Origin of the sequence: Nonomuraea sp. NPDC049784, from assembly GCF_040659615.1 — a bacterium.
In the GTDB taxonomy this organism is placed as follows: domain Bacteria; phylum Actinomycetota; class Actinomycetes; order Streptosporangiales; family Streptosporangiaceae; genus Nonomuraea.
Genome location: NZ_JBFAMX010000302.1, coordinates 1 through 11,744 on the forward strand (window position 1 = coordinate 1; position 11,744 = coordinate 11,744).

The window sequence follows — 11,744 nt, forward strand, 5'->3', positions numbered from 1 at the left end:
AGCGTGGCGAGCCGCTCGCGCTCCTGGCCGCGCAGCCCGGAGGCGGGCTCGTCGAGCAGCAGCAGCCGGGGCCGCGCGCACAGGGCGCGGGCGAGCTGGAGCGCCCGCTGCTGCCCGATGGGCAGCAGGTCGGCGGGCCGGTCGGCCCACTCGGTCAGCCCCACCCGGCTCAGCACGGCGTCCGTCTCGGCGGTGATCTCCCGCTCGTCGCGCCGGTGCCGCGGCAGCCGCAGCGCCGCCGACACGAACCCGGCACCGGTACGCCCGTGCATCCCTACCATGACGTTCTCCCTGACCGTCATGCCGCGGAACACCCTGGCCGCCTGGAACACGATCGACATGCCGAGCCGGGCCCGCCGGTGCGGCGCCAGCCGCTCCACGCGGTGCCCGAGGAACGAGATCTGGCCGTGGTCGGCCGTCAGATGCCCGGTGACCAGGTTGAACAGCGTGGACTTGCCCGCCCCGTTCGGCCCGATGACGCCGCAGACCTCGCCGTCCGCGACGGCCAGCGAGACGTCGCGGACGGCGTAGACGCCCCCGAAGGACCGGGAGAGGCCGGTGACCGTCAGCACGCGCTACCCCGCGCCGACGGTCTTGGCGAGCTGCTCCTTGGCCCAGTCGGTGGGAACGAACTTCCCGTTCTGCACCGTGTTGACCGAGATGAACTCGGGGGAGAGCCCGGAATGGTCGGTGGGGGAGTAGCGGAATCGGCCGTTCGGCGTGACCAGGTCCATGCTCTCCAGTGCCTGCTGCACCTTGGCCTTGTCGGTGCCGTTCGCCTTCCTGATCGCCTCGAAGAGCAGCAGGCTCGCGCTGTAGCCGTCCTGCGCGAACTGCGGCGGCGGGTAGCCGTGCTTCTGCTGGTACGGCTTGGCCATCTGCTCGATGACCTGCTTCTGCTTGCCGTCGGGCAGATACTCGCCGACGACGCCGATGGCGCTCTGCACGGTCATGCCCTCGGCCGCACTGCCCATCGGCTCCAGCCACAACTTGCTGGCCTGAGACGCGGTCAGGAACAGCGGCGTCTTGAGCCCCGAGGCCACGTACTGCTTGGCCGCCGTCACGCCCGGCGCGCCCGAGCCCCAGAACACCAGCGCCTCGGCGGCGGAGTCGCGCACGTGGGTGAAGAGCGGGGTGAAGTCGGAGGTCGTGGTCTCGTACGGCTCGTCCACGGCGATCTTCACGCCGTACTTGGACGCGAGGGCGACCATGGACTTGTGGCCGGAGACCGAGTAGGCGCTCTTGGAGTCCCAGGCCACCGCGACCGTCTTGATGCCCTTGGCCTGGATGTACTGCAGGTAGCGCTCGGCGTACATGCTGGACAGGGCGGGGGTGACGAAGACGTACGACTTGATCGGCTCCACCTGCTCCTGCGCCGGGGCCAGCGACAGGTACGGCATCTTGTCGCGCTGGGCGAGCGGCTCGACCGCGAGTGCCGAGTTGGAGAACACCGGGCCGATCAGCGCGTCGATCTCGCCCCTGATCTGGTTGTAGGCCACGATGCCCTGGTCGGGAGCGGTCTTGTCGTCGCGCGCGACCAGCTCGACCTTGCGGCCCAGCAGCCCGCCCTGCGCGTTGACCTGCTCGACCGCCAGCTCGACGGCCTTCTTGTCCTCGCTGCCCAGCGGGGTGTAGTTGCCGGTCAGGGAGACGATGAGGCCCACCTTGATCGAGCCTGCGGCGCTTGAGCCGCCACCTCCACACGCGGCCACGGCTAACGCGAGACAAACCAGGGACGGGAGCAGCCTGCGCATCAGGACCCTCCAAGCTGGGATGTGGCCCTGAATGTAGGCAGCTATATTACGGCTGTCAATGGAGTGCCCAATATTCGGGGGAAGGTTCACATGCGGCCACAGTCGGTGATTCTGACGTTCCTCGGAGATCACGTATACGGCCGCGGCATCTGCGTGTCCTCGGGGAGCTTCATCGAGGCGTTCGCCAAGGTCGGCATCTCGGAGGAGGCGACGCGCTCGACGCTGACCCGGATGGTCCGCCGCGGCCTGCTGCGCCGCCAGCGCTCGGGCCGCCGCATGTACTTCGGTCTCACCCCGACGAGCACCGAGGTGCTCAAGGACGGCGAGCGCCGCATCTGGCACAGCGGCGTCGTCAACGACGCGGACGAGGACCGCTGGACGCTGATCGGCTTCTCGCTGCCCGAGTCCTGGCAGCGGCAGCGGCACGAGCTGCGCTCGCGGCTGGTCTGGGCCGGGTTCGGGCCGCTGCAGAACGGCCTGTGGATCGCGCCCGGTGAGGTGGACGCCGCCCACGTGATCGAGGACCTCGGCGCGAACGTGAAGGTCTTCTCCGCCGAGCCCAGGCACCCGACCGACATGCAGGCGCTGGTCGGGGACGCGTACGACCTGGCGGGCCTGGGGGAGCGCTACCGCGAGTTCCTGCGGCGCTGGGACCAGGCCGATCCCGCGCCGGACGCGCCCGACGACCTGGCGCGCTCGTTGACGCTGCTGACGGGCTGGCTCCAGATCATCAGGACCGACCCGCGGCTGCCGCTGCGGTACCTGCCGCACGACTGGCCGGCGGAGAAGGCGCAGCGGGTCTGCCACGCGCTGCACGAGCGGTTCAGGCCGGAGGCGGTGCGGATCGCGGAGCGGCTCCTCGACGGCGTACCCGATGAAACTTGGGCAGAACGGTGACAGCAATCGCATAGTGGCCTAACTTGATGGCTTGAGCGTCAAGGAGTGCCGATGCGGAATCAGGGGATTGGCTCGTGGCCGGCACGCAGGGCTCGCATGACGCCCGAGCGCGTGGCGCTGACGTACCGGGGACGCGACCACACCTACGGTGAGCTGCGCGAACGGACGTACCGGCTGGCGTCCGCGCTGGGCGTGGGGCGTGGCGAACGGATCGCCTTCCTCGGGGTCAACCAGCCCGCGCTGGTGGAGACGTTCTTCGCGGCGGGGCTGCTGGGGGCGGTGTTCGTCCCGCTGAACGCCCGGCTGGCCCGGCCCGAGCTGCGCTTCATCCTGGAGGACGCGCAGGCCTCGGTCCTCGTGCTGGGCGAGGAGCAGGACGGCGACGGGCTCCCGGGGCGTCACGTCGCGGCAGCCGGCTACGAGGCGCTGCTCGCGTCCGGCTCGCCCGAGCCGATCGACGAGCCGGTGCGTCAGGACGACGTGTGCCTGATCATGTACACGTCCGGGACGACCGGAAAGCCCAAGGGCGCCATGCTGACCCACGCCAACCTGACCTGGAACACCTTCAACCTGCTGGTCGACGTCCCGCTCGCGCACGACGAGGTCACGCTGGTCAGTGCGCCGCTGTTCCACATCGCGGCGCTGGCCCAGACGCTGATCCCGACCGTGCTCAAGGGCGGCCGCGTCATCCTGGAGCCCTCGTTCGACGTGGACAGGACGTTCGACCTGATCGAGGCGGAGCGGGTGACGGTGATGTTCGGGGTGCCGTCGATGTTCGGCTTCCTCACGCGGTCGCCGCGCTGGGCGGGGGCCGACCTGTCGAGCCTGCGGCACCTGCTGTGCGGGGGCGCGCCGGTGCCCGAGCCGCTGATCCGGATATATCAGGATCGGGGGCTGACGTTCCTCCAGGGGTACGGCATGACCGAAACGGCCCCCGGCGCCCTTTTCCTCGGTGCGGAGCACTCGATCACCAAGGCGGGCTCGGCCGGGGTGCCGTGCTTCTTCTCCGACGTCCGGCTGGTCACGCCCGACGGGTCCGCCGCGGGCCCCGGCGAGCCGGGGGAGGTGTACGTACAGGGCCCCAACGTCATGCCCGGCTACTGGCGGCGGCCGGAGGAGACGGCGAAGGCGCTGTCAGCGGACGGCTGGTTCCGCTCGGGGGACATCGGCGTCGCCGGCGAGGACGGCTACGTGCGCATCTCCGACCGACTCAAGGACGTGATCATCTCCGGTGGCGAGAACATCTATCCCGCCGAGGTGGAGAGCGTGCTGTACGAACATGCGGCGATCGCCGAGTGCGCGGTGATCGGCGTGCCGGACGAGAAGTGGGGCGAGGTGGGCAAGGCCCTGGTCGTCGTGCGGGATGGTTCGAAAGTCGAGGCGGGGGAACTGCTGGCGTATCTGGACGGCCGCCTGGCGCGCTTCAAAATCCCGAAATATCTGCAATTCGTGCCCGAATTACCCAAGAATGCGGCAGGCAAGCTGCTCAAAGCCCCACTCAGAAAGCTCTACGGGACCGACCTCCACGATCACAGGAGATGATCTTCAATGCGCACCTCGCCGCCGTTCCGCGCGGACCACGTCGGCAGCCTGCTCCGCCCGCCCGCGCTGCTCCGCGCCCGCGAGACCCTCACGGGCGACGCGCTGCGGGAGGCCGAGGACGAGGCCATCCGGGAGGTGGTACGCAGGCAGGAGGAGATCGGCCTGCAGAGCGCCACCGACGGGGAGTTCCGGCGGGCGTCGTGGCACATGGACTTCATCTACCGGCTGGGCGGCGTCGGCCAGGCCGCCGACGAGAACATCACCGTCCGCTTCCACAACGAGCAGGGCGACATCGAGTTCACCCCGGCCGCGCTGCGTGTGCACGACCGGATCAGGCTGAACGAGCCCATCTTCGCCGACGACTTCACGTTCCTGCGCGACACGGCGACCACGGTGGTGCCCAAGCTGACCATCCCCTCGCCGAGCATGGTCCACTACCGGGGCGGGCCGGCGGCCATCGACCCCAAGGTCTACCCCGATGTCGAGGAGTTCTGGCGCGACCTCAGCACGGCCTACGCCGAGCAGGTGCGCAGGATCGGCGCGCTCGGGTGCACGTACCTGCAGTTCGACGACACGAGCCTGGCGTACTTGAACGACCCGGCCCAGCGGGCGGAGCTGGCCTCCCGGGGCGACGACGCCGAGCACATGCATCTGCGCTACATCAAGCAGATCAACGCCGCTCTCGCCGCCAAGCCCGCCGGGATGACGATCACCACGCACATGTGCCGCGGGAACTTCCGGTCCTCCTGGGCCGCCTCGGGCAGTTACGACTTCGTGGCGGAGGCGCTGTTCAGCGAGCTGAAGGTGGACGGGTTCTTCCTGGAGTACGACGACGAGCGCTCCGGGGGCTTCGAGCCGCTGCGCTTCGTGCCGCCGGGGAAGATGGTGGTGCTGGGGCTGGTCACGACCAAACGGGGCGAACTGGAGTCGAAGGACACGCTCAAGCGGCGGATCGACGAGGCCGCCAAGTTCATCGACCTCGACCAGCTCTGCCTGTCACCGCAGTGCGGGTTCTCGTCCACGGTGGAGGGCAACGAGCTCACGGCCGACCAGCAGTTCGCCAAGCTCCGCCTGATCGTCGAGACGGCGCAGGAGGTGTGGGGCTGACCGCCCATCCCGGCCTCCGGGCGTCACGCGCTTGGTCACTTCCCCTCGCCTCAAAGGGCCCCTCCCGTCCTTCCCCAGAGGACCGTAACCACCAGCGGCGGTCGGGGGTGGTGGGAGGGGCCTCTCGGCGTCCGTCAGCAGATGACGATCGTGGTGAGCGCCCGCGGCTGGAGCGTCACCGTGTGGCCCGTCACCGGGGACGGGGTGAGCGAGTTGGCGCCGTCCGTGAGGTATGCGGTCGCCCGGCCGCGCACGCCCTCCCACGTGGCCGGCGAGGTGCCGGTGTTGAGCACCTCGATCACGCGGGAGCCGTCGGCGTTGCGGAACGCGGAGACCTTCAGCGCCGGATCCGCCGCCTGCGCGTCCAGCCGGACCGCGCCCGGCCGGATGAACCTGCTGTACGCCGCCAGTGCCCACAGCCGCTTGGACACCTTGTACGTCTTCGCCGTGTCGTCGATCTGCAGCAGCGCCCTGGTCGCGCCGCGCGATCCGCCCAGCCAGTAGATGTAGCCGCTGACGTTGCCGAGCGTGAGCGCGTCATGCACGGCCTGCGCGATCGCGAAGCCGTCGGAGCCGCTGCCGTCGTCCCAGTTCTCGTTCCAGGTGCTGCCGTTCGGGTTCCACTCCGACATCCAGGTGTTCCGGCTCGTCGGGAGCGGGGCATCCACGGGGCTGGCATAGGTGTGCCCGGTGTGGGTCTTCACCCAGCGGCGGGCCTCGGGGTCGGCCTCGATCGCGGCCGTGTACGCCTTCGCCTGGTTCCAGCCGAACGAGTCGCAGCAGACCACGTTCACGCCCTTGGCGACCGGGCCGAGCACCTTGGCGAACTGGGCGGCCTGCTCGGGGGTGAAGCGCATGGAGGCGTACGTGGCCGTCCAGTCGGGCTCGTTCGTGAACCCGAGGTCGGTGATCTTGATGCCTTCCTTGGCGTAGAACTTCGTGTACTGCACCAGGTAGTCGGCGTAGGCCTGCTGCCACTCCGGCTTCAGCGTGCCGCCGTTCTTGTCGGTGCCGTTGTCCTTCATGTAGCCGGGGGCGCTCCAGGCGTCGGCGTAGAAGCGCTTCACCCCGTACGCCTTGGCCGCCTTGGCCACCCACACCTGGCTGTTGTCGTCGCCGTCCCAGACGTACTTGGGCGGGGCGTCAGGGCCTCCCGGGTCATCGGGCTGGATCGACACCATCTGGTCGTACGGGCTGCCGGTGGGGGACGAGCCGATGCCGAGCCGCAGGATGCTGAGCCCGGCTCCCTTGCCGCGGTCGAACCACAGGTCGAGGACCTCCCGCTGCTGCGACTCGGACAGTGACTTGAGCAGCTCGTTGCGCCGGAACGCCTGGGAGATGCCGAAGCCGTCGATCTCCTGGTGCCTGACGTGCTCGTTCACGGTGATGGCCGGTGGCTGGGACGGGTTCACCGCGGGGAGGCCGAGCAGGGCGACCGCGACAACTCCTCTTAACATGACGCCTCCGAAAGTTTTCGGAAATATATCGATATATTTCATCGATCGCCGGAACCGTAAGTGGTGGAGAGGCGTGGCGTCAACCGTCCGTCCGAGGATCTTCACAAGGACTCGCGTGCGGCGTGAATACGGGCGCGGGAGGACCACGCGAACGTGCGGCTCCCGGCCGAGCCGGACCGGTCACGGATCATGGACGCGCTCAAACGGCTCTCTCCCAGGGCGGCGGAGGTGCCGGTCGGCGCGGAGAGCGGAAGGCGCATTGTGGCACGGTGCGTCGGGGTTGGGCCGGAGGCGCACTGCGGCGGGGCGCGCGCATGACGGCGCGGTAGACGGGTGGGTGTGGGGCCAGGGCCCGTGAAGTGGGGCCCTGGCCCGTGGGTGTCAGCGGCCGAAGGCGATCGTGCGGCCGGCCTTGACCCGGTCCGCCTTGTACGTCACCTGGTCGATCGAGGTGCCCTTGGGGTCCACCAGGATGATGGTGTCCCCTTGGTTGCCCAGGCGCACGGCCCCGTCCAGCGTCACCCTCAGCGCGGCCCCGCCCTCGACCGTGCCGGTCAGCGTCTTGCGGCCGCCGGCGGCGTCCGACAGGGCCCAGCCCGTGAGGTCGATCGGGCCCGGCGTGAGGTTCAGCAGCGTGACCGTCTCGTGCCCGAGGTCGGCGCCGGCCGGATCGGGGAGGGCCGCCATGATCAGGAGGTCCCCGGCCGCGACGAGCGGCGGCTGGACGGAGGTTCCCGGCGCGGCCGGGTCCGGGGCGATGATGAAGTCCTCGGGCCAGGCCGTGAGCTGGATCTGCTGACCGGCCCCCTTGATCACGTCGTGCAGGTTGCCGCGTTCGAGCTTGCCCAGCAGGAACACTTCGTCGTCCCGGTTGACCCGGTCCGCCCGCAGCCACGCGTCGAAGCCGTCGAAGTCCGTGAACCCGGCCGCCAGGTACGGCACGATGCGGCGGAACAGCTTCGGCCACATCACCAGGCGTTCCGCGTCGGCCAAGCCGCTAATCGTGGCGGCGCCGTTCGGGTCGGCGGCGGAGCGGGGCCAGATGCCGATGGCCTTGCGCCTGGCGGCCTGCGACACCTCCGCCAGGTGCGTACGCAGCTCCGCGGGCAGCGTCGCGTAGAACGCCGGATAGACCAGCCCGGCGGCCAGCAGCGTGCCGTTCATGGACGCGTCCACGAGCGCCGGGTCCAGGAACACCGACGATCCGTCGGCCCCCGGATGGTCGCCCGCGTAGACGAACCCGATCAGCCGGCCGTTCGCATCGACCCCGTTGGTGAGCACGTGACCGCGGATGGAGTCCTGATCCGCGGACTGCACCTTGTTCGGCAGATCCTCCCAGTAACGCACGTTGGTGAAGCCGAGCAGGCGCAGCAGCTCGTCCCGCGCCGCGTTGGCGCCGGCGAGCTCCTGGTGCGTCTCCTCGAAGTGGGTCTCGAGCGCGTCGATGGCCTCCAGGCGTACGGAGACGCCGCGGGCGTTGATCTTCGGCGGCCGGCCCGAGGGCCGTGGCAGCGCCTCCACCAGCGCGGGCGAGTCGGGCAGGAACTTCACGGTGTCGCCGTCGGGCTCGGGGCCTTGCCGCGGGAGATCCGCGTACCGGATCACGAAATTGCCGCGTAAGAGCGTGTAAGACATGGATTGCCCCCCATCTTGTGGCGAGCGGAGCGTAACTCGCCTTATGGGCAGCGTCCATCCACAATTCAGCGGCGATCTCGTGCTGCTGAAACGGGTGTCAGCCGAGGCGGCTCTGGAGGCCGTCGAGGACCCGCTGGAGGCCATACTCGAAGTTGTCCTGGTTGGACTTGCCGGCGTCCTGGCCATGCTGTGCGGCGTAGCGGGCGCGCAGGCGCGGGTAGTCCTGGACGGCCCGCTCGGCCGCCGGCCACAGGCGCTCCACCCACTCCTGCTCGGTCTGGCCGCTGCGGGCGATCATGGACAGCATCGCGGCCTCGCCGGTGGACACGCCGAGCACGTACGCGACGACCGTGTTCATCGCCTGGTCGGCCTCGTCGGGCGAGAAGCCGGCGGCCTCGAAGACACCGAGCATGTGCTCGGTCTGCCGGAGCATGTTGGGGCCGAGGTAGGCCAGGCCCACCTCGCCGAGCTTGGCGGCGATCCAGGGATGGCGCAGGATCGTGGCGCGCAGGCCGCGGGCGACGTCCTCGATGCTCGCCCGCCACCCGGCGGCACCGGCCTGCTCCGGCAGGGGCAGCTCGCCGTAGACCTCGTCCACGGCCAGTTCGAACAGCTCGTCCTTGTTGGCGACGTGGCGGTAGAGCGAGGTGGCCCCGGCGTTGAGCCTGCTGCCCAGGCGGCGCATGCTCAGAGCGTCGATGCCCTCCTCGTCGAGCAGCCGGACGGCCTCGGCCACGATCTGCTCACGGCTCAGCGCGGGCTGCTCCCGCTCACGGCGCGGTCTCGCCCACACCGAGGGGATGGGCTGTTCGTCTGACGGCATGGCACCTACCGTAGCGCACATCGTACGCATGTGCGTACGCCGAACCCCCAATGTATGTCATGCCCGGGGCCGTAGCCGATGGCGCCCGTTGCGCAGGCGCAGCTGGAACGTCGCCGTCCTCACCGCGACAGGAGCCCTTGGGGACCATATGTATGGGGGCATCCTGATGGGCTTGATGACGTTTCCCTTTTCTGTGGTCGAAGTACTCGTGGGCCTGACGGCGGAGCACTTGAGTCCCTACGTGATCACCTCTGAGGTCTGGGAGTGGGTGTCATTGCTCTGGCCGGGGTTACTCGAGGCTCTCCTGATGTGGTGGCTCTTGCGGCGCGGTGACCGCTCGCCCCGGAGCCGGTTATGGGGTCGTGTGCTCGCCCTCATGGCCGCATCTCTGGTATTGCTTTCCGGACTGGCGACTGTCTTCGATCAGTGGGCTCCTCGGCGACCGGGCGGGATCCCGCTGGTCATCCTCGGCGTAATACAATCGCTGTTCTTGTTCTGGTATTTGCGTAATCTCAGGCTTCGCCGTTCGCGTCCATGACAGAAACCCGGCAGGCCTTACCAGCGCTCCACAAGGTGCTCGCGACCGGACGGCGGATCGTACGGCTCCGGCCAGTAATCGACGATCCGGCTGATCAGCCCCTGGTCGGAGAGCTCGAACCACACGCATGCGTCCTGCCGCTCGCCACCGACGCGCGCGTCGATCCACGCCGCGGCATGGCGGCCGTCAGCGACGACGCGCCGTACCTCGAGGTGCCAGTCACCGGGGTACTCCATGTTGAACTGGAGGAAAGCCGGCTTCCCGCGGATCCGTTCACGGGTCTGCGGCATCTCGTAGACCACGTCGTCGGAGAGCAGGGCACTCAAGCCCTCCCAATCACGCCGCTCGGCGCTTTCGACATAGGCGTGCACGGCACGTCGAGTGCTGGATGTCGCGTCCATGCGGCGGACCCTATCTGCGAGCACCGACAGACTTCCTCGCCGTACACGATCTTCCGCACTCGATCGCAGCGGTGCCGGTTCCCGGTGAAGGGCACGTCGCGCACGCGGGACGGCGAGCGTGGCGGCGAGGGCGTTCCTGGCGTCCTCGAAGACTCCGTACGGATCCTGGCATGATCACGGTGCGGGCCTGGGCGCGCTCTCGTCGCCCGCCGCCAGGTTGGTGCCGAAATACTCGACCCGCCACGCGCCGCCGTTCTCGACCTGGGTACGCACCTCGAACCGGCCCCTCCTGACGACGGGACTGTCCCTGGTCAGGGTGCTCTTGTTGACCGAGTTGAACGCGCCGGACGGCGCGCCGGGCTTGCGGTAGAAGACCCAGATCCGCTGGTTCCCCAGCCACTGCCACGCCGAGACCGGCTTGCCGCGCAGCCGTCCCGTGTGCACCGTGTTGCCGCCTGAGCGCCGCACCCGGTAGTCGACGATCTCCGTGTCGTACTTCTGCTCGGCCGTCGCCTCCACGAACACCGGCCCGCTCAGCGCCCCGATCACGTCGGGCGTGCTGCGGACCTCCGCCCGCCAGTCGCCGCTCTCCATGACGGGCGCGTCGGTGCCGAACCGGCCGAGGTCGTCGGTGACCGTCTCACCGAGCTCCCGCCGGCCGCACGTGTCCTGCTCGTGGAACGCGATCACGACGGTCAGGCCGCCGGCCGGACCGGTCGCGCTGCCCTTGACCAGCTCGACCCGGCCGGTGAGCCGTACCAGGTCGCCCCTGCGGATCCGGCGGGGCTGCGCGTCGAAGTCCGCGAACCGCGCCTCGGCCTTGACGCCGCGCCGTTCGACGTCGAAGTCGTGCACGGCCTCCGCGCGGCCGGCGCGCGCCTCGACGTGCCAGGCCCCCTCCTGGTCTCCCGGCTGGAACGTGTGCGTGGCCCGCCAGTTGCAAGGGGGCGGCTGGGCGGCGAAGTCGAGCGGTATGCGCATTCCGCCCGGGCTCACCAACCACCCGCGTAACCGGGTGGCGTTCTCGGTGGACGCCTCGACGGTGATCTCGACCGGGGCGGCGTCCAGGACGGCCGGCTGGGGTGTCACCTGGATGGCGAGGATGCCGGGTGAGGGCTGCATGTCTCCTCCTGTCAGCAGATCGTGCGGTAGGGCGCGCCGGGGATGAGCCGTTCCCAGTCGCTCCTGGAGAGCGTCCGGCCGGCCCTGGCGCACAGTGCGGCGGCCACGTTCGCGGAGGCGGCCGGATGGTCGCCGAGCGTGCCGTCCGTCCGTAGGGTGTGCAGCTCGCCGGCGTCGAAGGCCAGCGCGACCACCTCACCCGCCGGGTAGACGGCAGGCGGGCCGAGCGGCGCGCGTTCGGCGACGTCCCAGAGCTGGACACGGTGCGAGCCGCCCACCGCCAGCGTCCGCCCGTCGGGCGCGAACGCCAGCAGATCCACCGCAGCGAACCCCTTGAGCGGCAGGTGGGCCAGCAGGCGACGATCCGCTGCGGTCCAGAGCGTCACCCCGGCGGCCAGCGCGCCGGTGGCGATGATCGTGCCGTCCGGGCTGTAGGCGATGGCACGTACGCCGTCCGCGCTCTCCCCG

General features: G+C 69.7%; 11 protein-coding genes. 3 read left to right on the forward strand and 8 right to left on the reverse strand.

Annotated features, from left to right (window positions below):
* Together AB0J09_RS39495 and AB0J09_RS39500 are read right to left on the reverse strand one after the other, a co-directional pair.
* A partial coding sequence (locus AB0J09_RS39495) for an ATP-binding cassette domain-containing protein (RefSeq protein ID WP_360702662.1) occupies positions 1-572 on the reverse strand: 572 nt, incomplete at its 3' end.
* Positions 573-575: 3 nt separating this feature from the next.
* Entirely contained in the window at positions 576-1,754 is a 1,179-nt protein-coding gene (locus AB0J09_RS39500) for an ABC transporter substrate-binding protein (protein WP_360702665.1), read from the reverse strand.
* A gap of 90 nt (positions 1,755-1,844) precedes the next feature.
* Here AB0J09_RS39500 and AB0J09_RS39505 point away from each other — a divergent pair, with 90 nt between their 5' ends.
* The 3 genes from AB0J09_RS39505 (at position 1,845) to AB0J09_RS39515 (ending at position 5,300) form a co-directional block, all read left to right on the forward strand.
* Positions 1,845-2,651 carry a PaaX family transcriptional regulator C-terminal domain-containing protein gene (locus AB0J09_RS39505; protein ID WP_360702668.1) on the forward strand — a complete coding sequence of 269 codons (807 nt, stop codon included), beginning with the start codon at positions 1,845-1,847 and terminating at the stop codon, positions 2,649-2,651.
* Between the two features lie 96 nt (positions 2,652-2,747).
* Entirely contained in the window at positions 2,748-4,193 is a 1,446-nt protein-coding gene (locus tag AB0J09_RS39510; RefSeq protein WP_360702671.1) for a long-chain fatty acid--CoA ligase, read from the forward strand.
* A 6-nt stretch (positions 4,194-4,199) separates the two neighbouring features.
* Positions 4,200-5,300, forward strand: coding sequence for a 5-methyltetrahydropteroyltriglutamate--homocysteine S-methyltransferase (locus AB0J09_RS39515; RefSeq protein WP_360702674.1), 1,101 nt, complete (start codon positions 4,200-4,202; stop codon positions 5,298-5,300).
* Between the two features lie 134 nt (positions 5,301-5,434).
* Here the strand turns inward: AB0J09_RS39515 and AB0J09_RS39520 are convergent, their stop codons facing one another.
* The 6 genes from AB0J09_RS39520 to AB0J09_RS39545 form a co-directional block, all read right to left on the reverse strand.
* Positions 5,435-6,757, reverse strand: coding sequence for a glycoside hydrolase (locus AB0J09_RS39520; RefSeq protein ID WP_360702676.1), 1,323 nt, complete (start codon positions 6,755-6,757; stop codon positions 5,435-5,437).
* 381 nt (positions 6,758-7,138) lie between these two features.
* Entirely contained in the window at positions 7,139-8,392 is a 1,254-nt protein-coding gene (locus AB0J09_RS39525; protein ID WP_360702679.1) for a lamin tail domain-containing protein, read from the reverse strand.
* Between the two features lie 97 nt (positions 8,393-8,489).
* Positions 8,490-9,215 (reverse strand): TetR/AcrR family transcriptional regulator, encoded by a 726-nt coding sequence (locus AB0J09_RS39530; protein ID WP_360702682.1) that lies wholly within the window; start codon positions 9,213-9,215, stop codon positions 8,490-8,492.
* Positions 9,216-9,770: 555 nt separating this feature from the next.
* Positions 9,771-10,154, reverse strand: a complete 384-nt coding sequence (locus tag AB0J09_RS39535) for a nuclear transport factor 2 family protein (protein WP_360702685.1) — start codon at positions 10,152-10,154, stop codon at positions 9,771-9,773.
* A 174-nt stretch (positions 10,155-10,328) separates the two neighbouring features.
* Entirely contained in the window at positions 10,329-11,276 is a 948-nt protein-coding gene (locus AB0J09_RS39540; RefSeq protein ID WP_360702688.1) for a hypothetical protein, read from the reverse strand.
* An 11-nt stretch (positions 11,277-11,287) separates the two neighbouring features.
* Positions 11,288-11,744, reverse strand: a 457-nt coding sequence (locus AB0J09_RS39545; RefSeq protein ID WP_360702690.1) for a WD40 repeat domain-containing protein, incomplete at its 5' end; no start/stop codon positions are given.

Bases quoted from the DNA above. Each gene is read 5' to 3' on its own strand.
- AB0J09_RS39500 (WP_360702665.1), bottom strand. From the start codon at position 1,754: ATGCGCAGGCTGCTCCCGTCCCTGGTTTGTCTCGCGTTAGCCGTGGCC.
- AB0J09_RS39505 (WP_360702668.1), top strand. From the start codon at position 1,845: ATGCGGCCACAGTCGGTGATTCTGACGTTCCTCGGAGATCACGTATAC.
- AB0J09_RS39510 (WP_360702671.1), top strand. From the start codon at position 2,748: ATGACGCCCGAGCGCGTGGCGCTGACGTACCGGGGACGCGACCACACC.
- AB0J09_RS39515 (WP_360702674.1), top strand. From the start codon at position 4,200: ATGCGCACCTCGCCGCCGTTCCGCGCGGACCACGTCGGCAGCCTGCTC.
- AB0J09_RS39520 (WP_360702676.1), bottom strand. From the start codon at position 6,757: ATGTTAAGAGGAGTTGTCGCGGTCGCCCTGCTCGGCCTCCCCGCGGTG.
- AB0J09_RS39525 (WP_360702679.1), bottom strand. From the start codon at position 8,392: ATGTCTTACACGCTCTTACGCGGCAATTTCGTGATCCGGTACGCGGAT.
- AB0J09_RS39530 (WP_360702682.1), bottom strand. From the start codon at position 9,215: ATGCCGTCAGACGAACAGCCCATCCCCTCGGTGTGGGCGAGACCGCGC.
- AB0J09_RS39535 (WP_360702685.1), bottom strand. From the start codon at position 10,154: ATGGACGCGACATCCAGCACTCGACGTGCCGTGCACGCCTATGTCGAA.
- AB0J09_RS39540 (WP_360702688.1), bottom strand. From the start codon at position 11,276: ATGCAGCCCTCACCCGGCATCCTCGCCATCCAGGTGACACCCCAGCCG.